Source organism: Klebsiella sp. MISC125 (genome assembly GCF_051131775.1).
Classification (GTDB): domain Bacteria; phylum Pseudomonadota; class Gammaproteobacteria; order Enterobacterales; family Enterobacteriaceae; genus Klebsiella.
This window is the reverse complement of record NZ_CP180448.1, coordinates 2,385,257-2,407,137: the sequence shown is the minus strand read 5'-3', so window position 1 is coordinate 2,407,137 and position 21,881 is coordinate 2,385,257. Positions and strand designations below refer to the sequence as shown.

The 21,881-nt window shown below is 52.3% G+C and carries 20 protein-coding genes and 1 pseudogene; 9 read left to right on the top strand and 12 right to left on the bottom strand.

The features are described 5' to 3' along the window. Positions 1–23: 23 nt before the first annotated feature. Positions 24–1,583 carry a CNNM family cation transport protein YoaE gene (gene yoaE, locus ACMYSL_RS11370; protein WP_434662887.1) on the bottom strand — a complete coding sequence of 520 codons (1,560 nt, stop codon included), beginning with the start codon at positions 1,581–1,583 and terminating at the stop codon, positions 24–26. Positions 1,584–2,029: 446 nt separating this feature from the next. Between yoaE and manX the strand changes: the two genes are divergently transcribed. The 5 genes from manX (at position 2,030) to mntP (ending at position 6,223) form a co-directional block, all read left to right on the top strand. Next, the gene (gene manX, locus ACMYSL_RS11365) at positions 2,030–2,998 is read left to right on the top strand and encodes a PTS mannose transporter subunit IIAB (RefSeq protein WP_304259892.1); all 969 of its coding nucleotides are present in this window, start codon (positions 2,030–2,032) and stop codon (positions 2,996–2,998) included. A 60-nt stretch (positions 2,999–3,058) separates the two neighbouring features. Next, positions 3,059–3,859 carry a PTS mannose/fructose/sorbose transporter subunit IIC gene (locus ACMYSL_RS11360; RefSeq protein WP_110274265.1) on the top strand — a complete coding sequence of 267 codons (801 nt, stop codon included), beginning with the start codon at positions 3,059–3,061 and terminating at the stop codon, positions 3,857–3,859. Between the two features lie 12 nt (positions 3,860–3,871). Then, positions 3,872–4,723: a PTS mannose transporter subunit IID gene (locus ACMYSL_RS11355; protein WP_110274266.1), complete on the top strand. Its 852-nt coding sequence runs from the start codon at positions 3,872–3,874 to the stop codon at positions 4,721–4,723. Between the two features lie 53 nt (positions 4,724–4,776). Beyond that, on the top strand, positions 4,777–5,235 hold the full coding sequence (locus tag ACMYSL_RS11350) for a DUF986 family protein (protein ID WP_182239559.1): 459 nt from the start codon (positions 4,777–4,779) through the stop codon (positions 5,233–5,235). Positions 5,236–5,656: 421 nt separating this feature from the next. After that, on the top strand, positions 5,657–6,223 hold the full coding sequence (gene mntP, locus ACMYSL_RS11345; protein ID WP_110274268.1) for a manganese efflux pump MntP: 567 nt from the start codon (positions 5,657–5,659) through the stop codon (positions 6,221–6,223). A 3-nt stretch (positions 6,224–6,226) separates the two neighbouring features. Here mntP and rlmA read toward each other — a convergent pair whose 3' ends face one another. The 6 genes from rlmA to mgrB form a co-directional block, all read right to left on the bottom strand. Then, positions 6,227–7,021, bottom strand: a complete 795-nt coding sequence (gene rlmA / locus ACMYSL_RS11340) for a 23S rRNA (guanine(745)-N(1))-methyltransferase (RefSeq protein ID WP_304259897.1) — start codon at positions 7,019–7,021, stop codon at positions 6,227–6,229. A 61-nt stretch (positions 7,022–7,082) separates the two neighbouring features. Continuing rightward, complete coding sequence (ftsI, locus tag ACMYSL_RS11335; protein ID WP_434662884.1) at positions 7,083–8,828, bottom strand: peptidoglycan glycosyltransferase FtsI; 1,746 nt, start codon at positions 8,826–8,828, stop codon at positions 7,083–7,085. A 191-nt stretch (positions 8,829–9,019) separates the two neighbouring features. Next, positions 9,020–9,229 (bottom strand): transcription antiterminator/RNA stability regulator CspE, encoded by a 210-nt coding sequence (gene cspE, locus ACMYSL_RS11330; RefSeq protein ID WP_001062678.1) that lies wholly within the window; start codon positions 9,227–9,229, stop codon positions 9,020–9,022. A gap of 44 nt (positions 9,230–9,273) precedes the next feature. Continuing rightward, positions 9,274–9,390 (bottom strand): DUF2627 domain-containing protein, encoded by a 117-nt coding sequence (locus tag ACMYSL_RS11325; protein WP_071530300.1) that lies wholly within the window; start codon positions 9,388–9,390, stop codon positions 9,274–9,276. Positions 9,391–10,013: 623 nt separating this feature from the next. Then, positions 10,014–10,304 (bottom strand): YebO family protein, encoded by a 291-nt coding sequence (locus ACMYSL_RS11320; protein ID WP_304259908.1) that lies wholly within the window; start codon positions 10,302–10,304, stop codon positions 10,014–10,016. Positions 10,305–10,378: 74 nt separating this feature from the next. Beyond that, the gene (gene mgrB, locus ACMYSL_RS11315) at positions 10,379–10,522 is read right to left on the bottom strand and encodes a PhoP/PhoQ regulator MgrB (RefSeq protein WP_002911375.1); all 144 of its coding nucleotides are present in this window, start codon (positions 10,520–10,522) and stop codon (positions 10,379–10,381) included. A gap of 159 nt (positions 10,523–10,681) precedes the next feature. Between mgrB and ACMYSL_RS11310 the strand changes: the two genes are divergently transcribed. Beyond that, entirely contained in the window at positions 10,682–10,921 is a 240-nt protein-coding gene (locus tag ACMYSL_RS11310; protein WP_181485811.1) for a YobH family protein, read from the top strand. Between the two features lie 53 nt (positions 10,922–10,974). Here the strand turns inward: ACMYSL_RS11310 and kdgR are convergent, their stop codons facing one another. Continuing rightward, positions 10,975–11,766 (bottom strand): DNA-binding transcriptional regulator KdgR, encoded by a 792-nt coding sequence (kdgR, locus tag ACMYSL_RS11305; RefSeq protein ID WP_110274273.1) that lies wholly within the window; start codon positions 11,764–11,766, stop codon positions 10,975–10,977. A gap of 177 nt (positions 11,767–11,943) precedes the next feature. On the opposite strand from kdgR, the gene ACMYSL_RS11300 reads away from it, so the two are divergent. Next, the gene (locus ACMYSL_RS11300) at positions 11,944–13,317 is read left to right on the top strand and encodes an MFS transporter (protein ID WP_304259910.1); all 1,374 of its coding nucleotides are present in this window, start codon (positions 11,944–11,946) and stop codon (positions 13,315–13,317) included. An 80-nt stretch (positions 13,318–13,397) separates the two neighbouring features. Here ACMYSL_RS11300 and htpX read toward each other — a convergent pair whose 3' ends face one another. The 4 genes and pseudogenes from htpX to ACMYSL_RS11280 form a co-directional block, all read right to left on the bottom strand. After that, a complete protein-coding gene (gene htpX, locus ACMYSL_RS11295) occupies positions 13,398–14,279 on the bottom strand; it encodes a protease HtpX (RefSeq protein ID WP_110274275.1) in 882 nt (293 codons plus the stop codon). A gap of 235 nt (positions 14,280–14,514) precedes the next feature. Then, positions 14,515–16,563, bottom strand: coding sequence for a carboxy terminal-processing peptidase (gene prc / locus ACMYSL_RS11290; RefSeq protein WP_110274276.1), 2,049 nt, complete (start codon positions 16,561–16,563; stop codon positions 14,515–14,517). Positions 16,564–16,582: 19 nt separating this feature from the next. Then, positions 16,583–17,260 (bottom strand): RNA chaperone ProQ, encoded by a 678-nt coding sequence (gene proQ, locus ACMYSL_RS11285; RefSeq protein ID WP_110274277.1) that lies wholly within the window; start codon positions 17,258–17,260, stop codon positions 16,583–16,585. Between the two features lie 81 nt (positions 17,261–17,341). Further along, a pseudogene (locus ACMYSL_RS11280) lies at positions 17,342–17,855 on the bottom strand (GAF domain-containing protein). Between the two features lie 132 nt (positions 17,856–17,987). On the opposite strand from ACMYSL_RS11280, the gene yebS reads away from it, so the two are divergent. Together yebS and ACMYSL_RS11270 are read left to right on the top strand one after the other, a co-directional pair. Then, positions 17,988–19,271 (top strand): membrane integrity lipid transport subunit YebS, encoded by a 1,284-nt coding sequence (gene yebS / locus ACMYSL_RS11275; RefSeq protein WP_182239573.1) that lies wholly within the window; start codon positions 17,988–17,990, stop codon positions 19,269–19,271. Continuing rightward, on the top strand, positions 19,240–21,873 hold the full coding sequence (locus ACMYSL_RS11270; protein WP_182239575.1) for a PqiB family protein: 2,634 nt from the start codon (positions 19,240–19,242) through the stop codon (positions 21,871–21,873). Before yebS ends, ACMYSL_RS11270 begins: the two co-directional genes overlap by 32 nt. The last annotated feature ends 8 nt before the right edge of the window (positions 21,874–21,881 follow it).

Genomic DNA, 21,881 nt, shown 5'->3' with positions numbered 1-21,881 from the left:
ATAAAGCCGACAGGGTTCAACCATTACTCTTCTTCGTCGTTATCCTGGCGTACTTTCACGACCCGTACCAGGTCGACACGGTAGTCGTTGGCTTCGACAATCGTGAACTGCAAAGGCGGTAAATCAAGCACATCACCCGCACGAGGGATGTGGCCGTTAACCGCAATCACCAGCCCGGCAACCGTTGCGATATCTTCATCTTCATCAACCAGATGATCCAGCCCCAGCGCCTGCTGCAACGCATGCACGTCGGTTGAGCCTTTCACCAGCCAGCCATCACCATCAATGACTATTTCCGGGGTTTCGTCAGCGTCAGGGAATTCACCGGCAATCGCCTCCAGCACGTCCAGCGGCGTGACCAGCCCCTGCACCACGCCAAACTCGTTGGTCACGATAACAAAGCTGCCACGAGCACGGCGCAGCACGCCCAACAGGTTGATCGGATCCAAAGTTTCCGGAACCACGATCGCCGGAGAAGCCGAGGCCAGCGCAGCAACGTTATCCCCCGCTTCCAGCGCCACCAGCATCTCTTTCGCACGGACGATACCGATGATTTCATCCAGCTCGCCCCGGCATACCGGGAACAAGCTATGCGGTGAAGACAGAAGCTGGCGACGAATTTCCTCTTCGCTCTGCTCGGCGTTCACCCAGCTAATTTCCCCGCGCGGTGTCATGATGCTGCGCAATGAACGCTGGGCAAGGGTTAGGACGCCGTTAATCATATAGCGTTCTTCTTCGGCAAAGGCACCATCCGATACCGGCACCACTGACGGACGATCGCCATCCTGTACCACGGAGTTCTGTTTACGACTGCCCATCAGACGCAGAATCGCATCGGCGGTTCGCGCACGCAGCGGCAGCATCGACTGGTGGCGGATAAAGTTACGGCGCGCCACCTGGTTGAAGAATTCGATGGTTATCGAGAAACCAATTGCGGCGTACAGGTACCCCTTCGGTATATGGAAACCAAAACCTTCAGCCACCAGGCTCAGACCGATCATCAGCAGGAAGCTCAGACAGAGCACGACGACCGTCGGATGCTGGTTGACGAAGCGGGTCAACGGCTTCGAAGCCAATAGCATCACCGCCATCGCAATCACTACCGCCGCCATCATCACCGGCAGATGGTTAACCATCCCGACAGCCGTAATGACGGCATCCAGCGAGAACACGGCGTCAAGCACGACGATTTGCAGTACCACCACCCAGAAACTGGCGTATCCCTTACCATGACCGGAATCATGCTGGCGGTTTTCCAGCCGTTCGTGCAGTTCGGTGGTCGCCTTAAACAGCAAGAATATCCCCCCGAGCAGCATGATGAGGTCGCGCCCGGAAAACGCGTAATCGGCAACGCTGAAAAGCGGTTTGGTTAACGTCACCATCCAGGAGATGACCGACAGCAGGCCCAGACGCATAAACAGCGCCAGAGAGAGGCCGATCAAACGCGCTTTATCGCGCTGTTTTGGCGGCAGCTTGTCAGCAAGGATGGCAATAAACACCAGGTTGTCGATACCCAACACGATTTCGAGGACGACCAGCGTCAGCAAGCCAACCCAAATAGAGGGATCCATTAAGAATTCCATGAGCAGCTCCAGTTAACGACAGACATAGTCATCGCTGTGTCATGCACAGACGAGACACTTGTTGCTGGTAAAAAAACGTAGCAGATGATGGCGGCAGACGAGTGCCTGAAGGTGAAAAGACGTCGGTGACGATCCATATAGCGGGCTATGCCCTATACTCCTGAGTAATTAAACGGAACGTAAACATATCAAAATATAGAGCCAGATTGGAAAAAATTTACCTGTCTTTGCAATAGCTAAGACTATTTTTTGCGCTGCAAAATAATCCCAAACTTATACATCATTAGCGGAGCTTCATCACATTAATTATTTTTTCACTGTCTAAAATAATTCGCTGTAGTAATTACTTTATATCTTACACCCTTACTGAATCGATTTTGTTCGCAAGAGTGATTCAGTATGTATCACAACAGATGATGCATTCACGATTATAAAGGAGGTAGCAAGTGACGATTGCTATTGTAATAGGCACACATGGTTGGGCTGCAGAACAGCTGTTGAAAACGGCAGAAATGCTGCTGGGCGAGCAGGAAAACGTTGGCTGGATCGATTTCGTTCCTGGCGAAAACGCAGAAACGTTGATTGAGAAGTACAACGCTCAGCTAGCGAAGCTGGATACAGCAAAAGGCGTGTTATTTCTCGTCGATACATGGGGAGGCAGCCCGTTTAACGCAGCTAGCCGCATTGTCGTCGATAAAGAACATTATGAAGTCATCGCGGGTGTCAACATCCCGATGCTGGTGGAAACACTGATGGCGCGCGACGATAACCCGTCGTTCGATGAACTGGTCGCGCTGGCGGTGGAAACCGGCCGTGAAGGCGTGAAAGCACTGAAAGCGAAGCTGGTGGAAAAGGCCGCCCCGGCACCGGTTCAGGCAGCAGCACCGAAAGCGGCAGCACCATTAAAACCAATGGGGCCGAAAGATTATATGGTCATCGGGCTGGCACGCATCGATGACCGTCTGATCCATGGTCAGGTCGCTACCCGCTGGACAAAAGAAACTAACGTTACCCGCATTATCGTCGTCAGCGACGAAGTGGCGGCAGACACCGTGCGTAAAACGCTGCTAACTCAGGTTGCTCCTCCGGGCGTTACCGCCCACGTTGTAGACGTCGCGAAGATGATTCGTGTCTATAACAACCCGAAATACGCAGGCGAGCGCATCATGCTGCTGTTTACTAACCCAACTGACGTTGAGCGCGTTGTTGAAGGTGGGGTGAACATCACTACTGTCAACATCGGCGGTATGGCTTTCCGTCAGGGCAAAACGCAGGTGAACAACGCTATTTCGGTCGATGAGAAAGATATTGAAGCGTTTAAGAAACTGGACGCACGCGGTATCGAACTGGAAGCACGTAAAGTTTCCACCGACCAGAAACTGAAAATGATGGATCTGATCGCCAAGGTGAAATAAGTCACCCCGCGATTCGCAACCCAATTTTCAACTTAAGACTTAATCAACAGGAGAAGTACAATGGAGATTACCCTTCTTCAGATTGTGCTGGTGTTCATCGTCGCGTGTATTGCGGGTATGGAGTCGGTACTTGATGAATTTCAGTTCCACCGTCCGCTGGTGGCCTGTACGCTGATTGGCGCCGTTCTCGGTGATATGAAAACCGGTATCATCATCGGTGGTACCCTGGAAATGATCGCTTTGGGCTGGATGAACATCGGTGCCGCCGTTGCGCCTGATGCCGCTTTAGCGTCAATCATCTCAACCGTTCTGGTTATCGCAGGTCACCAAAGCATTGGCGCTGGTATCGCGCTGGCTATCCCGCTGGCAGCAGCAGGCCAGGTTCTGACCATTATCGTTCGTACCATCACCGTTGCTTTCCAGCACGCTGCGGATAAAGCCGCAGAGAGCGGAAACCTGACGGCCATTTCCTGGCTTCACGTTTCGTCTCTGTTCCTGCAGGCCATGCGTATCGCTATCCCGGCGGTTATCGTGGCGATCTCCGTCGGCACTAGCGAAGTACAGGGTCTGCTGAACGCCATTCCTGAAGTGGTAACCGGCGGTCTGAACATCGCAGGTGGCATGATCGTGGTAGTCGGTTACGCGATGGTCATCAACATGATGCGCGCAGGCTACCTGATGCCGTTCTTCTACCTGGGCTTCGTTACCGCTGCATTCACCGATTTCAACCTGGTTGCTCTGGGCGTGATTGGTACAGTAATGGCTGTCCTCTACATCCAGCTGAGCCCGAAATATAACCGCGTAGCGGGTGCGCCAGCGCAGGCTGCTGGTAATAACGATCTCGATAACGAACTGGACTAACAGGTGAGCGAAATGGTTGATATGACTAAAAATACCACCGAGAAAAAACTCACTCAGAGTGATATTCGTGGCGTGTTCATTCGTTCTAACCTGTTCCAGGGTTCATGGAACTTCGAACGTATGCAGGCGCTGGGCTTCTGCTTCTCTATGGTACCGGCAATTCGTCGCCTGTATCCTGAGAACAACGATGCGCGTAAACAGGCGATTAAACGTCACCTTGAGTTCTTTAACACCCACCCATACGTTGCCGCGCCGGTTCTCGGCGTAACGCTGGCGATGGAAGAGCAGCGTGCTAACGGCGCAGAAATCGACGATGGTGCCATCAACGGTATCAAAGTCGGTCTGATGGGTCCGCTGGCAGGCGTAGGCGACCCAATTTTCTGGGGTACCGTTCGTCCGGTATTCGCTGCGCTGGGTGCAGGTATCGCGATGAGCGGCAGCCTGCTTGGCCCTCTGCTGTTCTTTATCCTGTTTAACGCAGTACGTCTGCTGACCCGTTACTACGGCGTAGCGTACGGTTATCGTAAAGGTATCGACATCGTTAAAGATATGGGCGGCGGCTTCCTGCAGAAACTGACAGAGGGGGCGTCAATCCTCGGCCTGTTTGTTATGGGGGCGCTGGTTAACAAGTGGACGCACGTGAACATCCCGCTGGTGGTTTCTACCATCACCGGTCAGGATGGTCAGACTCGCGTCACTACCGTGCAGACTATCCTTGACCAGCTGATGCCGGGCCTGGTGCCGCTGCTGCTGACCTTCGCTTGTATGTGGCTGCTGCGTAAAAAAGTAAACGCCCTGTGGATCATCGTTGGCTTCTTCGTCATCGGTATCGCGGGCTACGCTGTCGGCCTGCTGGGCCTGTAATTATTGTGCTGTGCGCCGGGGGCTTGCCCCCGGCTTTTTTATTTGGAGGATGGATGACAATCACGGACCTGGTGTTAATCCTGTTTATTCTCGTTCTGCTCGCCTTTGCGGTTTACGACCAGTTCATTATGCCGCGTCGTAACGGCCCAAGTCTGCTGGCTATCCCCCTGCTCCGCCGCAGTCGTGTTGATGGCATTATCTTCGTCGGCCTTATCGGGATACTGATTTACAACAATATGGCCAACCAGGGCGAACTTATCACCACCTGGTTATTATCTGCCCTGGCATTAATGGGGCTGTATCTGTTCTGGATCCGCACTCCGAAGATCATCTTCAAAAAGAGTGGTTTTTTCTTCGCCAATATCTGGATTGAATATAAGCGAATTAAAGAGATGAATTTATCGGAAGATGGCGTGCTGGTGATGCAATTAGAGCAACGCCGTTTACTTATTCGTGTGCGCAATATCGACGATCTGGAGAAGATATACAAACTTCTCGTTTCAACTCAATGAGTTAAAAATATAGCTCACGCTATATCTCACTATTTCCCAACGGATGATGTATAGCCAGTGCTATATTTCATCCGTCAAATATCCTCATATTTATTAACGAGTCATTCACGCCTAAATTAAAATGAAAATCGTTATCATTTGGTTATCAAAATAACCTAACTCTGTTATTGTTTTATATTCTAAAATTATGTTAAGGTTGCGCCCGTCGTTGGGGAGTAGCCGATTTCCTGCCAGTCAGGAAATGTACGTGTCAACATACTCGTTGCAAAACGTGGCACGTACGGGTTGAAGAAAGTATTCAATCAGGCGAGACCATAGACACATCACTGCTGTACGCAGCGCTTCATCATCAGGATGAGCTGCGTATGCTTACTGGGGGTAGCGATGTGTCATATGGATTATCCCCGGTCAGGACGCTCTAATGAATATTTCCGCTACCATTCTTCTTGCCTTCGGCATGTCCATGGACGCCTTCGCGGCTTCTATCGGTAAGGGCGCGACCCTCCATAAACCCAAATTTTCCGAAGCCTTGCGCACGGGTCTTATCTTTGGCGCTATCGAAACGCTCACCCCGCTCGTCGGTTGGGGAATGGGGATGCTGGCCAGCCAGTTTGTTCTTGAATGGAATCACTGGATTGCCTTCATACTGCTGGTGTTTCTCGGCGGTCGTATGGTTATCGAAGGATTTCGCGGCAGCGACGACGAAGAGTGTGAAGCTCCCCGCCGTCACGGTTTCTGGCTGCTTGTCACCACCGCTTTCGCCACCAGTCTTGATGCCATGGCTGTCGGCGTTGGTCTGGCGTTCTTGCAGGTCAATATTATCGCCACCGCGCTGGCCATCGGCTGTGCCACGTTGATGATGTCGACGCTGGGCATTATGGTAGGACGCTTTATCGGCCCGCTGCTGGGCAAACGGGCCGAAATACTGGGTGGTATCGTTCTGATTGGCATTGGCGCCCAAATACTCTGGAGCCATTTTGCCGGCTAGCCATCAGGCATCGCGCTGCCAGCAGTGAATAGCAAAATCGGTCTGGCAGCCAAATAGTTCCTGCTGACGTAAGGTTTCTCGAACTGCCGGTTTTGCCCGCCACGCAAACGGCGTCATCTGTAGTAACGCTTCTGCCTCACTTCCATTTAGCTGCATCGGATAGGCCAACTGCTGCTGGTGGCATAGCGTGAATCCCGTCATCTCTTCCGTGTTCTGCTCATGCAGGCGCACGTCGTCGTAAATTAATCCTTTGAGTTCCAATAAATGACGCGGACCAGGCGTCGCGGTGATCACCCAGCCGCCGGGCCTGACAACACGCGCCAATTCTTGAGCATTACACGGGGCATAAATTCGCACGACTGCATCAAGGCTGGCATCGTCAAACGGCAAGCGCTGGCTGGATGCGACGCAAAAATTGACTTGCGGATAACGTTTAGCCGCGGCGCGAATAGCGGATTTAGAAACATCCAGCCCCCAGCTATGGGCGGCTATGGCGGCAAAAGCATGAGTGTAATACCCTTCCCCGCAGCCGATATCCAGTAAATCAATCGGAGCGAAGGTTTGCAAATAAGCGCTGATAGCGTCTCGCAGAGGTTGATAATGACCCGCATCGAGAAACGCCCGACGGGCCTGCATCATCTCCGCGCTGTCGCCAGGATCGCGAGACCGCTTAAACTGCACCGGCAGCAAATTAACGTAGCCCTCCTTCGCCAGATCGAACTGATGCCGCTGTGGGCAAATATAGCTATTGTCGCGGCGCTCAAGCGGTGCGTGGCAAAGTGGACAACTGTAAGACATGACAACTCCGGTGTCGCTGAAAGGGCGAAAGTGTAGCGCTATTCGCCCTTTCAGACCACTGTTACAGCGCGGGGGACAAGGCCTCGCCGTTGTGCATTACGATGAGGTTTTCTGAATCCTGCGGCATTCCATCCGGCATAACGTTCTCCAGGCGCAGGACATCGCCCATGATCTGGCTGAATACCGGCGCAGAAACCGCCCCGCCGTAATACGACCCGTTGCTGGGGTCGTTCATCACCACCACCAGCGCAAATTTCGGGTTGCTGGCCGGCGCAACGCCAGCGGTATAGGCAACGTACTTATCAATGTATTTACCATCCGGACCGATTTTTTTAGCGGTGCCGGTTTTCACCGCCACCCGATAGTCACGCACCGCCGCTTTGATCCCGCCGCCGCCCGGTAAGGCCACGCTCTCCATCATGTGCTCAACTTCATGTACGATTTGCTCCGGCATCACGCGAGTGCCAATGACCGGCGGGTCGATGCGCGTGATCGACAGCGGCCGCTCGATACCGTAGCCGCCAATGGTGGCATAAACATGTGCTAGCTGAAGCGGCGTCACCATCAGACCATAACCGAAGGCGAAAGTCGCCCGGTCCAGTTGTCCCCAATAGCGACGCTGCGGCATCAGCCCCGCGCTCTCACCGGTCAACCCCAATCCGGTAGAGTCGCCAAAACCGAATACCTTATAGGTATCAATAAGATGCTGGATCGGCATCGCCAGCGACAAATGAGAAACCCCGGTATCGCTGGATTTTTGCAGGATGCCGGTGAGGGTCAATTCCGGATAGTACCCCACGTCGCGAATGCGATGGCCATCCAGCACAAAGGGATGGGTATCCACCACGCTATCTGGCTGCACGATGCCCTGCTCAAGCGCGGTCATCAGCACTAACGGTTTTACTGTCGAACCGGGCTCAAAGGTGTCGCTGATCGCGCGATTGCGGAAGTCATCCAACTTTGCATTATCACGATTATTGGGATTGAAATCTGGATAGCTGGCCATCGACAGAATTTCTCCGGTGTCGATTTTAATCAACACAGCCGCCCCCGACTCTGCTTTATTCCAGCGCACGGCATTGTCCAGCGCATCTTCAGTCACCGTTTGCAGCCGCTCGTCAATGCTCAACTGCAAATTGTGGGCAGGAACCGCCGCCATTTCGGTAATGTTTTCAATAACGTTGCCATGACGGTCTTTACGCACCAGCCGACGCCCCGGCTTACCAGTTAGCTGGGCATTAAAACTTTTCTCAACCCCTTCAATACCCTGGTTGTCGATATTGGTAAAACCAAGCAGGTTAGCGGCGACGTGACCAGCCGGATAGAAGCGGCGCGACTCATCGCGCAGATTAATACCCGGTAGATGAAGTTTATCGATCCATTCCGCCTGCTCCGGGTTTATCTGGCGTGCCAGATAGAGAAACCGCGCATGAGGATGCGCTTCAACACGGTGGGCCAGGTCGTTGAGATTGAGGTGTAAAGCCTCGGCCATGGCCTGCCAGCGGGGACCGTATCCCACCCCACCCTTTTCGATGGTCGTTTGCGGATCGACCCAAATCGCGCTTACCGGTACACTAACCGCCAGCGGGCGGCCTTCGCGATCGCTAATCATCCCACGTTGAACGTCAACAGGCTCCTCGCGCAAGGAGCGCATATCTTCTTGTTTAACCAGATTGTCTGGGGAGACAATTTGTAGCCAGCCCACTCGAGCCAATAGCAGCCCAAGACAACTGAGAATCGCCACGCACAGCAACCCAAAACGGATCGGGGTAAAATTGGCGGCTGACTTAATTTTGTTCTTTTGCACCTTAGCTCCATCATTATTTTGCAACCCTATGATTTAACAGAAAATAAGCAAAAAAGACTGCTAAACAATGCGAATAAGGGTGTTGTTTTGCAACAAAGCACAACGGAGGGGGGAAAATAGAAACGTTTTGCAATAGAGACTAAAAAGCCCCGCACAGGCGAGGCTTTCTTACAAGATTCAGTGGTCTTGAATCAGATAGCAGTTACGTTAACTGCTGCTGGACCTTTCTGGCCGTCCTGAATTTCGAACTCAACGTTCTGGCCTTCAGCCAGAGTTTTGAAGCCGTTACCCTGGATTGCAGAGAAGTGTACGAACACATCTTTGCTGCCATCAGCAGGAGTAATGAAACCAAAACCTTTAGACTCGTTGAACCACTTAACTTGACCTTTAATCTTTGCCATTTGCAAAATTCCTTAGACTGTTTTCTTTCTTCGCCCTTAGGCGCTTACATAGATAAAACTGACACATAACTGCATGAGGCACTAATATAAGGTTCGGCAGAGAAGCGGTATTCAACGACAACGTGTTTACTCAGGACTTCTTTACTGAAAATGCCACACATAAACAGAACTGTACCTCGTTTAACCCGAACGGTGTTATCACATACAACGTAAATAATGGCAAGCCATTTTTAGACGGGTCTCGATCCCTCGCACAGATTATAAGATAATCATTTGATCATCTGCACATTTATGCGTCTTAGCTCCCACAGACGAATCCTTCACTGTCATGCAGTTCTAGTAATAACAGATCCCCCATAACTGCTGCTTTTTCAACATAGCTCAACGACTTCAGAGTGTTGTCGTCGGTTCGCATACGAACTGCCAATTTTAGGGGTATACAAAGAAAACTGCATAATGATGCACATAAAAGCTCATATCGATAGTTGAAAATTCGCGTTAACTATGCGCATTCCATAATAATGAAACGCGTTAATTAAAGTGCTCAAAATATTGTCTACATTGCACGATAATAATGAAGTATTGATGACATGATGTTTGTTCTGGCAATTGACCCACATCATAATTCTTTTATTTGCGTGTCTAAACAAATCACAGGAGCATGCGGAGGAAATCATATCTTAACAGTTCAGACTGGCGCTGAAAGCGGGTAAATAGATAAGGATTAGTTATAGTCAGCTGATATGCAGGCGCACACCGCAGCGGTGCACACCTGTCAGTCGGATTACCGTTCTGCGACAAGGCGGATGAAGTCGTCGTCGCCTTTTCCCTTCTCAATTGCAGAAGGCTCGGCAACGTCCTCTTTCTCAGGCTCATTGGCTTCACACAGACGGCGGAGCAGCGCATTCTGCCGCTTTTGCTGATCCAGCAAGGCTTGCAGCAGAGCAATCTGCTCATTGGCGCGCGAGCTGGCGCGATTAACAAAAAACCACAACAACAGGCCGACAAGCAACAGCACAACCGACAATGCTACTGACGCCAGATTTACGATCCCAGGATTTAATAACTCACTCATTTCACCACCTCAAAGAGAAGGCGTTCATTCTACCACCCACACAGCAGAAGAAAATCGGTCATATTAAAAATGTCTTACCAGGGTATAAACTTGTTGATAGTGCAGATGCCGCTGAAGAACTGTACATCCTGATCGCACATTACGTTAAGCATCTGAGTCCATAGCAGTAAACAACCCGCTATGATAACTATCAGCAAAACCCACCGTAATTTTTTCACTCCACTCTCCGCATCAGTATCAGATGTCGCCAGGATAACATGACCTTCTTAAACCGCGGCTAACTGTAATACGAAAGGCAAGTTTAGGAATCATAGACTTGTATCAACTCGTGTTCATGTCAGAATTAACGCAAGGATAATACAAATATTGAGGCAACAATGCGATTGATCATACGTACCATTGTGGTGCTGGCTATCTTGTGGATCGGCGTATTATTAAGCGGTTACGGCGTATTAATGGGCAGCAGTGAGAATGCCGGAGGACTAGGATTGCAATGTAAATATCTTACGGCTCGCGGCATCAGCACCGCACAATATGTTCATTCCAGTAGCGGTATTATCGGCATTACCGATTGCCCTATTCTGCGAAAAAGCGTCACGGTTGTTGATAACGGCTAGTTATGATTCGGGCTACAATGTCAGTAGCCCGAATTCACAACAATTAAGACCTGTCAGAACGGATAATCGTTGTAACCCATCTGCTCAGAAATCTTACGTGCTGCCGTGTGCAGCATCTCAACATACTCGTTCAAACGCTCTTCAGAAAAACGCAGCGTCGGGAAAGAGATACTCAGGCCAGCAATAACCACGCCAAAGCGGTCGAAAACCGGCACGCCAATACAGCGCAACCCTTCTTCCTGCTCTTCGTTATCTTCGCCATAACCCTGTTCACGGACCTTATCCAGAACCGATAACAACTCTTCAGTACTGGTGATGGTGCGGTCAGTGCTGCGCTTGTACTCTACGCCTTCGAGAATCTGCTCAACTTCTGCGCGATCGCGCCACGCCAGCAGAACTTTACCGATAGCGGTACTGTACAGCGGGTTGCGGCGACCAATGCGCGAATACATGCGCAAGTTGTACATTGAGTCGATTTTATGGATGTAGACAATACTGTCTTCGTCCAGAGCACCCAGGTGGACCGTCTCTTTCGTCAGGCGAGAAAGTTCGCGCATCTGAATATCCGCACTACGTACCAGATCAACATTCTGCAATGCCCGCGCGCCCAGTTCGAACAGCTTCAGGGTCAGGGAATATTTCTCAGACTCGCCTTCTTGTGCCACATATCCCAACGATTTCATGGTCTGCAAAAAGCGATAAACGGTGCTTTTTGACATCATGACGCGCTGGGACAGTTCGGTAATGCCGATTTCACGCTCTTCGCCAAGCGCCTGCAAAATGCCAAAAACCTTCAACACCGAAGAGACAGAATCTGGCTGTTTATCCAAATCTGCAACTGCCATTTATCACCTCATCGCAACTGTTTTATAAAAACTAGAACCGGTTTTTATTATAAATTCGCATGCCGATACCCGCAATCGTTCTTCTGCCTATTCGTTACAAATCTGCGACATGCCGCTGAATAATCAATGCTAAAATTATTGTCCAGTAAATAGTTTTCACTAAGACATAGATTTCACATGGATAAAAACACTTCCGATGGGCTGCCATTACCGCAGCGTTACGGCGCAATTCTGACCATTGTATTAGGTTTGACGATGGCGGTACTGGATGGTGCTATCGCCAACGTGGCGCTGCCGACAATCGCCAGCGATTTAAATGCTTCTCCGGCATCGTCTATTTGGATAGTTAATGCCTATCAAATTGCCATCGTTATCGCGTTACTACCGCTCTCTTTTCTCGGCGATATGGTCGGCTACAGACGCATTTATAAGATTGGACTGGTAGTCTTTACCTTCACCTCACTCGCCTGCGCGCTCTCCAGTAGTCTGGAAATGTTGACTCTGGCACGCGTCGCGCAGGGTCTTGGCGGTGCGGCGCTGATGAGCGTCAATACCGCACTGATACGCCTGATTTACCCTCAGCGGTTTCTCGGTCGCGGAATGGGGATCAACTCTTTTGTCGTGGCGGTATCATCCGCGGCAGGGCCGACAATTGCCGCAGCGATTCTCTCCGTTGCCTCCTGGCAATGGCTGTTCCTGATTAACATTCCGCTGGGCATCATTTCGCTGGTTCTGGCAATGCGCTATCTGCCTGTCAACGCCGGGCGGAGTAAAATTACCCGCTTCGATCTGCCCAGCGCAATTATGAATGCGCTGACTTTTGGCCTGCTGATTACTGCCCTCGGCGGCTTTGCCCAGGGCCAGTCTACACAACTGGTTCTGGCTGAGGTCGTGGCGATGCTGGTCGTTGGATTCTTTTTTGTTCGTCGTCAACTCCAGATGCCGGTCCCCTTGCTACCCGTTGATCTGCTGCGCATTCCGCTGTTTTCGCTTTCGATTTGTACCTCTATCTGCTCCTTCTGTGCCCAGATGCTGGCGATGGTTTCGCTGCCGTTCTTCCTGCAATCCGTGATGGGGCGCAGTGAGGTTGAAACCGGTCTGCTCCTGACGCCGTGGCCGCTGGCTACGATGGTGATGGCACCGCTGGCAGGGTATTTGATTGAGAGAGTCCATGCCGGCCTGTTGGGCGCAATTGGCCTGATTGTGATGGCCTGCGGTCTGTTCGGCCTCGCTTTGCTGCCCTCTTCTCCTTCGGACCTGGATATCATCTGGCGAATGGCGCTCTGTGGTGCAGGTTTTGGTCTGTTCCAGTCACCAAACAACCATACGATTGTGTCGTCAGCCCCTGCCCATCGCAGCGGTGGCGCGAGTGGGATGTTAGGTACTGCACGCCTGCTGGGGCAGAGCACCGGCGCGGCGCTGGTCGCATTGCTGTTTAACCTGCTGGGGAATAGCGGAACCCACACCGCACTTCTGCTGGCCGGCACGCTTGCCGTTGTCGCTGCCGCCGTCAGCGGCCTTCGCGTCACGCAGCCGCGCGCCAGACTGTAAGCCGCAACCAAAATCAGGCATAAAAAAATCCGCAGCCCGAAGGTTGCGGATTTTTTATTTTTATTACCGAAAGCAGATAATTACTTCAGATATTCCCCGCTACGCAGGGCTTCAATACGTTTATCCAGCGGCGGGTGCGTCATAAACAACTCGCTCATGGATTTTGCTTTGCCGTTGATACAGAAAGCCATCATGCTGCTGGCTTCCTGCGGCTCATAGCTGGTTTTCAAACGTTGCAGGGCAGCAATCATTTTCTCACGCCCAACCAGTTTTGCCGAACCGGCATCCGCATGGAACTCACGATAACGAGAGAACCACATGGTAATGATGCTGGCCAGAATACCAAATACCAGTTCCAGTACGGTTGCAACGGCAAAGTAGATCAATGGGTTGCCGTTGCTGTTCTCCCCCTCATCGCGGTTGCCGCCGAGGAAACCGGCTGCAATCTGTGCGATAACGCGGGAGATGAAAATAACGAAGGTGTTCACAACCCCCTGAATCAGCGTCATGGTGACCATATCACCATTGGCGATGTGGCTGATCTCGTGGGCAATAACCGCTTCCGCTTCATCACGGCTCATGTTTTGCAGCAGGCCGGTGCTGACGGCAACCAGCGAAGCATCACGACGTGCACCCGTAGCAAAAGCGTTAATATCCGGCGCATGGTAGATAGCCACCTGCGGCATTCCAATACCGGCCTGCCGCGCCTGCTGTGCGACGGTGTTGACTAGCCAGCGTTCCGTTTCATTACGCGGTTGCTCAATGACTTCCCCACCCACTGATTTCAGCGCCATCCATTTCGACATCAACAGCGAAATGATAGAACCACCAAAACCAAATAACAGCGCCATGATCAGCAGCCCGGTCATACTGCTTGACTGAATTCCCGTCAGGCTTAGCACGAGCCCGAATACCACCATCACTGCCAGGTTGGTCAGCAGGAAAAGCGCGATTCGCATCATAATTTTCTTTTAACCTCGATTTAACAAAACGCACTATGCGATTACCCACATGGTGTGGGTAGAACGCCAATTTTCAACCATCATGCCCCGCTAAGTCACGAAAAAAACACAACTTTACATTTTGTAGCACCTTGCTGACGCTCATCAAAAACGTTGACATTTTGTTGGATTCAGGAAAAAAGCAGGCGGGCGGCAGAAATGAAAACGGGCACAATAACTTGTGCCCGTTGGGTGCTTATTTGCTAGCTGGCGGTTCCACCGCTGGCCTGTCTTTTTCCAGATGGGCCAGGTCGAGCGCGATATGAACCGTTTCATCAAGATACGGGTCCGGCTCCTGGTAATCCTTCGGCAGATCTTCCAGTTTCTTCAGCAGAGGTTTACCTTCGCGTTTCAGGCGATCGTTCACACGAGACAGGCGAATCGCATCATCTTCCTCATTCTCTTTCTCACGCTGTGCGTAGTTCAGGGAAACGATGTTGCGTTTGTCTTTCATCGCGTTGTAACGGGCAATATCCTTCATGATGTACTGGAATTCCGGATCTTTAACGATACGCTCATCGTGACGTTTCAGAATTTCCGCTTCAAATGGCGTCAAATCACCATATTTCACGAAGGTCGCGGCGTTAACGCTATCCCACGGCAGCGCGTTATCTTCATACTGCTCGCCGGTTTCACGCTCTTCGGTACCGGTCGGCATCATGATTTCCGGCGTGACACCTTTACGCTGAGTACTGCCGCCGTTAATACGGTAGAACTTCTGGATGGTGTACTGCACGGAACCCAGCGCTGGCCAGTCCGGACGCAGCATTTGATCGTAAATGCGGTTCAGCGAACGATACTGCTGGACGGTGCCTTTACCGAAGGTCGGTTCACCAACAATCAGTGCACGACCGTAATCCTGCATGGCGGCAGCGAAAATTTCAGACGCCGAGGCGCTGAAACGATCGACCAGCACTACCAGCGGGCCTTTGTAATACACCACGCCATCGGTATCGCTGTCTTCACGTACCTTGCCGTTGTTATCACGTACCTGAACAACCGGGCCGGATGGGATAAACAGGCCAGAAAGCGAAACAGCTTCGGTTAACGCCCCGCCACCGTTAGTACGCAGGTCGATAATAATGCTGCTGACGTTCTGTTTTTCCAGTTTCTGCAGCTGTACCTTAACGTCATCCGTCAGGCCAACATAGAAGCCAGGAATATCCAGCACGCCGATTTTTTCTTTGCCGACGGTTTTCACTGACATTTTAACCGCGCGGTCTTCAAGACGAATACGCTCGCGGGTCAGAGTAACAATGCGCGTTTTTGCACCTTTGCCAGCAGGTAGAACTTCCAGGCGAACTTTGCTGCCCTTCGGCCCTTTAATCAGCGCCACCACGTCATCAAGACGCCAGCCAATCACATCGACCATGCCTTTACCCGGCTGACCAACGCCAACAATGCGGTCGCCGACGCTGATAGCTTTGCTCTTCGCCGCAGGACCACCCGCGACCAGTGAATTAATCACCGTATAGTCGTCATCCATCTGCAATACCGCGCCAATACCTTCCAGAGACAGACTCATTTCGGTATTAAACTGTTCGGTATTTCGCGGGGAGAGGTAGTTGGTATGCGGGTCGATCTCGCGCGCAAAGGAGGTCATCGCCAGCGAGAAAACGTCTTCGCTGTTAGTTTGTGCCAGACGACGAATCGCAAATTTGTAGCGACGCGTTAAGGTCTCGCGGATCTCTTTGTCATCTTTACCCGTCAGCTTCAGGCTGAGCTGGTCAAATTTCACCTTGGCATCCCACAGCGCGTTCAGCTCGGCCTCATCTTTCGGCCAGGGGGATTTGCTGCGATCAAGGTTGAAGTTGTCATTGCCGGTAAAGTCCATCGGACGTTCAAGCACTTTCAACGCGTATTGATAGCGTTCGAAACGACGTTTCTGCGCCAGGTTATACAGGTCGTAAAAAACGTCCAGTTTCCCGCTGCGCAGCTCATCGCCAATTTGATTCTTTTTACTAGCAAACTGCGCCACATCGCTGGCCAGTAGCACGTTATGGCTATAGTCCAGCAGATTCAGATAGCGGTCAAAAATTTTTGCCGAAAAGGCGTTGTCGAGATCAAACTGACGGTAATGAGAGCGGGTAAAGCGCGATGTCACGCGCTCGCTCACCGTCGCGTGCTGCGGCTCTTCTTTCAGCACGGGGATTTGATCAATCCGGGTAATATCGTCCACAGCAAAGGCCTGGCCAGCTATTGCTAGCAGGCCCGCAAGCGCGGTGAGCTTAAAGAATTTGTTCATGCCTGGCCCGGCCTCCGTTTCAGAACACCAGGTGTTCTGCGCGTACAATCATTGACATACCAGAAGTCAGCTGTACACGAACGCCATCTTTGGTGATTTCCAGGACGGTGGCGTCCATTGCATTATTGCCCGCTTTCACCTTCAGTGCCTGGCCAACGCTCAGTACAGACACATCCGATACCGGGGTATGACGCTCTTCACGCGGCGCTTTGGCAACGGCTGCCGGACGCGGTTTACGCTGCTCAGTGCCTTCTTTACGACGCACCTGAGGACGCGGCTTACGCTCGCGACGAACCTCCCCTTCCGGCTGACCCGCTGCGGCAGCGGCTTCGCGTTTCTTCGCTTGCTGGGCTGCACGCTGTACCTGAACGCGCGCTTTTGCTTCTTCAAGCTGCTGGCGAGCATGAGTGACGTGCTGTTCTTCCAGTTCACCACATGGGTTACCATCGAGGTCAACGCGGATAGCGCCAGGCTTAACGCCATACAGATAACGCCAGCTCGAAGTATAAAGACGTAGAGCGGCTCGAAGTTGGGTTTTACTGAGATTCATCTCTCCACCAACACGCTCAACAAGATCCTGAAAAATACCAATTTTCAGGGGGCGCGCTTCGCCTTCAGCGCTGAAACACTGAGGGAAACGTTCGGCCAGAAACGCGATTACTTCTTTACTGCTATTCAACTTAGGTTGATTTTCCATGAAATTTCCTGATTACAACGGACGTAGCCAACAAGCCGCAGGCATGAACAGGCGTCATTATAATGACGTCATCGCTAAATGCTACGTTATCCGTTGATTATCCTGCGACGTGGGTGAATATTTTTTGATAATCAGTCGCAGCAATGAGTTTTTCCAAATGCACGACCAGCTCAGTCAACCCTTTCTCATCTTCAATAGTGAAGCGAGAGTATGCCGTACTGTCGATGTCCAGAACGCCGATAACCTGATTGTTCACCCGCAATGGAAAGACGATTTCCGAATTGCTGGCGGCATCACAGGCAATGTGTCCGTCAAACGCGTGGACATCTTCCACTCGCTGTAGGCGATTCTCTGCAACAGCAGTACCACATACGCCACGTCCAACTGGAATACGCACGCAGGCCAGCTTGCCCTGGAACGGGCCAAGGACCAGCGTATCGCCTTCCAGCAAATAGAAGCCAGCCCAATTCACTTCAGCCAGGCGCTCAAATAGCAACGCGCTGGTATTAGAGATCATGGCCAGAAAACTGGTTTCGCCTGCCATTAACGCCTGAAAATCGCGGTTCAGATCCGCGTAGAATTCTTGTTTGTTCATTTTATAATCACTTAGTTGTCTTACTACCTTACACTTACAGCCTACTAAAATAAGCTTTAAATGCATTCATGCTCAAGATGAATTCATTCCTGGGTTAAGATAGAGAGATACATTCATTTCCGTACGCTATCAATGCCACTAAAAACACCCCGGATTACGCCAGCGAAAAAAATGATCGTACATTCGGTCAGCGCCCCTATTGCGCACGCCCACTATCAACGCTGCCCGCAGTGCGACCTGCTATTCCGCTTACCGGTCCTCAAAAAGAGCCAAAGTGCCTGGTGCCCTCGCTGCAACGCTAAAGTGCGCGATGGTCGCGATTGGTCTCTTACCCGCCTGGGGAGTATGGCTATTACCATGCTGCTACTGATGCCTTTTGCCTGGACTGAACCGCTTCTGCGTTTGCACCTGTTGGGCGTGCGTATCGACGCGAACGTCCTCCAGGGGATCTGGCAAATGACCGGTCAGGGCGATCCGTTGACCGCGGCAATGGTGTTATTTTGCGCCGTTGGCGCGCCGACCCTGCTGGTGATCTCTATCGCCTATCTGTGGCTCGGCAACGTGCTGGGGATGAATCTGCGACCGGTTCTGCTGATGCTGGAGCGGCTCAAAGAGTGGGTGATGCTGGATATTTACCTGGTCGGCATCGGCGTTGCCTCTATCAAGGTTCAGGATTATGCATTCCTGCAACCCGGCATTGGGTTGATTGCGTTTATCGCGCTCACCCTGCTCAGCATCCTGACGCTTATCCATTTGAACGTTGAAGAGCTATGGGAGCGTTTTTATCCCGAGCGCCCGGCGCTGAGGCCGGATAACAATTTACAAGTTTGCCTTGGCTGCCACTATACCGGACACCGCGATTCACGCGGGCGCTGCCGCCGCTGCCACACCCCCCTGCGCCACCGACGCCGTCAAAGTTTGCAAAAAAGCTGGGCGGCGCTGATTGCGTCGATGATTTTTTTGATTCCCGCGAATCTGTTGCCGATATCAATTATTTACGTCAACGGCGCGCGTCAGGATGACACCATCCTTTCCGGCATTATGTCGCTGGCCAACAGCAACGTTGCCATTGCCGGGGTGGTTTTCATCGCCAGTATTCTGGTTCCATTCACCAAAGTTATTGTGTTATTTACGCTGCTGGTCAGCATACAATTCAAGTGTGAACAGGGGCTACGTACCCGCATCCTGTTACTGCGGCTGATTACCTGGATTGGCCGCTGGTCTATGTTGGATCTTTTTGTCATCGCATTAACCATGTCGCTGATCAACCGCGATCAGCTCCTCGCGTTTACGATGGGGCCCGCCGCGGTCTATTTTGGCGCCGCGGTAATATTAACTATCCTTGCTGTTGAATGGCTGGACAGCCGCTTACTTTGGGACGCACATGAGTCAGGAAACGCCCGCTTCGCCGACTGAGGCCAAAATTAAAACCAAACGCCGCATCTCGCCATTCTGGCTGCTGCCGGTCATTGCGCTGATGATTGCCAGCTGGCTGATCTGGACCAGCTATCAGGATCGCGGTACGACGATTACCATCGATTTCCAGTCGGCCAATGGTATCGTGCCGGGGCGCACGCCTATCCGCTATCAAGGGGTAGAAGTCGGCACCGTAGAAAATATCTCGCTAAGCAAAGACCTGAGTAAGATCGAGGTTTCAGCCAGCGTCAAAGGCGATATGAAAGATGCGCTGCGCAAGGATACGCAGTTCTGGCTGGTGACGCCGAAGGCTTCTCTGGCCGGCGTTTCCGGCCTTGATGCGCTGGTTGGTGGTAACTATATCGGCATGATGCCCGGCCAGGGTGACCCCGAGGATCACTTTGTCGCCCTCGATACTCAGCCGAAATACCACATTAATAATGGTGAGCTGATGATTCACCTCCAGTCAGCGGATTTAGGCTCGTTAACCAGCGGCTCATTGGTCTATTTCCGTAAGATTCCGGTCGGCCGGGTTTATGACTTCGCGCTTAATCCGAACAATCAGGGCGTCACTATCGATGTACTGATCGAGCGGCGATTCACTAATCTGGTCAAAAAAGAGAGCCGCTTCTGGAATGTTTCCGGCATGAAAGCGGACGTCAGCTTAAGCGGAGCAAAAGTCCAGCTCGATAGCCTCTCGGCGCTGGTGAACGGTGCAATTGCCTTTGACTCCCCTGATAATTCGCCAGAAGCTCAGCAAAACACCGATTATCACCTGTATGAAGATCTGGCCCACAGCCAGCGCGGCGTGGTGGTGAAGCTGGAGCTTCCCGACGGTGCCGGCTTAAAAGCGGGCTCCACGCCGCTGATGTATCAGGGCCTGGAGGTTGGTCAGCTCAGCAAGTTGAATCTCAACCCCGATGGCAAAGTGACTGGCGAAATGACCGTCGACCCAAGCGTCGTCAGCCTGCTGCGCGAGAAAACGCTGATCCAGATGAAGAAACCCAGGATTTCTCTGGATAATCCCAGCGTCAGTGCCCTGCTGACCGGTACAACCTTTGAACTGGTGCCCGGAGAAGGCGAACCGCGTAACCAGTTTGCGGTACTGCCTGCCGATAAATCGCTGCTCGAAGAACCGGATGTCGCCACGGTGACGCTGAGTGCGCCGGAAAGCTACGGTGTCGATGCCGGACAGCCGCTGATCCTGCACGGCGTCCAGATTGGCCAGGTCCTGGAGCGCAAGCTGAATGCCGATGGCGTCACCTTCCAGGTGGCGGTCATGCCCGAGTACCGTTCACTGGTTCATGGCGATAGCAAATTCGTGGTCAATAGTCGTATCGATGTCAAAGTCGGCCTCGACGGCGTGCAGTTCCTCGGGGCCAGCGCCAGCGAGTGGGTCAACGGCGGGATCCGCATTATTCCAGGCGAAAAGGGAGCGATGCAAAGCCGCTACCCACTTTACGCTAACCTGGAAAAGGCGCTGGAAAACAGTATGAGCGACTTGCCAACCACTACGCTCAGCCTCTCCGCCGAGACTCTGCCGGACGTACAAGCCGGTTCCGTGGTGTTGTATCGTAAATTTGCGGTGGGTGAAATCATCACCGTTCAGCCGCGCAAAAATGCCTTTGAGATCAACATCCACATCAAACCGGAATATCGCCATTTGCTAACCAGCAACAGCGTGTTCTGGGCCGAGGGAGGTGCGAAAGTACAGCTTAACGGCAGCGGTTTGACGGTCCAGGCCTCTCCGCTTTCCCGGGCGCTGAAAGGCGCAATCAGCTTCGATAATCTGAGCGGGGCCAGCGCCAGCGCACGTATCGACAACAAACGCGTGCTGTATGCGTCCGAAACCACCGCCCGCGCGGTGGGCGGGCAGATAACCCTACATGCGTTTGATGCGGGGAAAATGGCCGAAGGGATGCCAATTCGCTATCTGGGTATCGACATTGGTCAGATTCAGTCACTGAATTTGATTACCGCCAATAACGAAGTGCAGGCAAAAGCGGTGTTGTATCCGGAATACGTCAATACGTTCGCCCGTGCCGGGACGCGTTTCTCGGTGATCACGCCGCAGATTTCCGCAGCCGGCGTCGAACACCTGGATACCCTCTTCCAGGCCTACATCAACGTAGAACCGGGCCGTGGCTCGCCGCGTCGTGATTTCGAAATTCAGGAAACCACGATTAGCGATTCTCGTTATATTGATGGCCTGAGCATTATCGTCGAAGTGCCGGAGGCCGGTTCTCTGGGTATTGGTACGCCGGTGCTGTTCCGCGGGCTCGAAGTGGGTACGGTAACGGGTCTGATGCTCGGCTCAATGTCAGACCGCGTGATGGTGCAGTTGCGCATCAGTAAACGTTATCAATATCTGGTGCGTAATAACTCCGTGTTCTGGCTGGCTTCCGGCTATAGCCTCGATTTTGGCCTGATTGGCGGTCTGGTGAAAACCGGTACCTTTAATCAGTTCATTCGCGGCGGTATCGCCTTTGCCACGCCGCCGGGCACGCCGCTGGCGCCGAAAGCGCAGGATGGTAAACATTTCCTGCTGCTGGAAAGCGAACCGAAAGAGTGGCGTGAATGGGGCACTGCCCTGCCGCGTTAAGCGTAAAA